Raw genomic sequence first — 1,735 nt, 5'->3', positions numbered from 1 at the left:
TCGATAACCAACTTGATGAAGCCGCGTGTGTCGAAGTTGGCGAGCGCACGCGGCACGTTGTCCAAGGTCAAGGTGCGGCTGTCGGTATCGATCCCGTCGTGGTGGGCTTCCGCCTCGCTGTAGCCCACGGTCGCCACTTGCGGATCGGTGAACACCACGGCCGGCATTGCGGTCAGGTCGAGCGCCGCATCGCCGCCGGTCATGTTGATCGCGGCACGGGTGCCGGCCGCTGCCGCCACATAGACGAACTGCGGCTGGTCGGTGCAGTCGCCGGCCGCGTAGATGTTCGGGTTGCTCGTGCGCATGCCTTGGTCGATGACGATGGCACCTTGCGCATTGACAGTGACCCCCGCTGCGTCCAGCGCGAGGCTGCGCGTGTTCGGTGTCCGACCGGTGGCAACCAGCAGTTTGTCGGCGCGCAATTCACCGTGCGTGGTGGTCAGCACGAATTCACCGTCCATATGGGCGACCTGGCTGGCTTGCGTGTGCTCCAGCACCTCGATGCCCTCGGCACGGAAAGCGGCTGTCACCGCCTCGCCGATGGCCGGGTCTTCACGGAAGAACAAGGTATTGCGCGCCAGGACCGTGACCTTGCTGCCCAGCCGGGCAAAGGCTTGCGCCAGCTCCAGCGCCACCACCGACGAGCCGATTACGGCAAGGCGTTCGGGAATGGTGTCGCTCGCCAGGGCCTCGGTGGAAGTCCAGTAGGGTGACTCTTTCAAGCCCGGAATCGGCGGGACCGCCGGGCTGGCACCCGTGGCGACCAGGCAGCGGTCGAACATCACGACGCGCTCGCCACCCTCGTTCAAACGGACGGTAAGGCTCTGGTCGTCCTTGAAGCGCGCCTCACCGTGCACAACGGTGATGGCCGGATTACCGCCCAGGATGCCTTCGTACTTGGCGTGCCGCAGTTCGTCGACGCGGGCCTGCTGCTGGGCCAGCAGCTTACTGCGGTCAATCGTAGGCACAGTTGCCGCAATACCGCCATCGAACGGGCTTTCCCGGCGCAGATGGGCGATGTGGGCGGCGCGGATCATGATCTTGGACGGCACACAGCCGACATTGACGCAGGTGCCGCCGATGGTGCCGCGCTCGATCAGCGTGACCTGCGCGCCTTGCTCGACGGCTTTCAGCGCCGCCGCCATCGCGGCTCCACCGCTGCCAATGACCGCTACCTGCACTGGGGGCTCGTTGCCACTGTGCTTTTCGGCGGCGGCCATCCATCCCCGCACCTTGTCGAGCAGTCCGACGCGGTTGTCCGCCAGTGGCGCATCGGCTAGCGTTGCCTTGTAGCCCAGTCCGGCCACGGCGGCAGTCAGCGCGTCCGGCGATGTGCCCGGCACGATGGCGAGTTGCGCTGTGCCCTTCGGATAGGACACCAGCGCCGACTGCACGCCTGGCACTTTTTCCAGCGCTTCCTTGACGTGCGCCGCGCACGAGTCGCAAGTCATGCCGGTGATTTTTAGATGGGTCATGCAACAGATCCTTTATCGTTTGTGGCGCCAGACAATGACGTCCGTTGTGCTGCGGTGCCGTTTTCAGTGACTCACTGCTTGACGCTGGACGGATAGCCCGCGTCTGCGGTTGCCTTGGTCAGCTTCTGCACGCTGGTCTTGGCATCGTCGAAGGTGACGACCGCTTGGCGTGTCTCGAAAGTCACGTCAACTTTGCTGACGCCTTCGACCTTGGAAATCGCCTTCTTGACAGTGATCGGGCAGGCGGAGCAGGTCATGCC

The 1,735-nt window shown here is 64.6% G+C and carries 2 protein-coding genes; both read right to left on the bottom strand.

What is annotated here, in order from left to right:
- A partial coding sequence (merA, locus tag ACZ6ZQ_RS38500; RefSeq protein WP_469773187.1) for a mercury(II) reductase occupies positions 1–1,475 on the bottom strand: 1,475 nt, incomplete at its 3' end.
- A 71-nt stretch (positions 1,476–1,546) separates the two neighbouring features.
- Positions 1,547–1,735: mercury resistance system periplasmic binding protein MerP (merP, locus tag ACZ6ZQ_RS38495; RefSeq protein ID WP_134595994.1), on the bottom strand; the 189-nt coding region annotated here is incomplete at its 5' end.

This window comes from Streptomyces sp. NPDC053673, assembly GCF_055585225.1.
The sequence above is the reverse complement of the archived record's forward strand: the minus strand, read 5'-3'. Positions and strand labels throughout refer to the sequence as shown.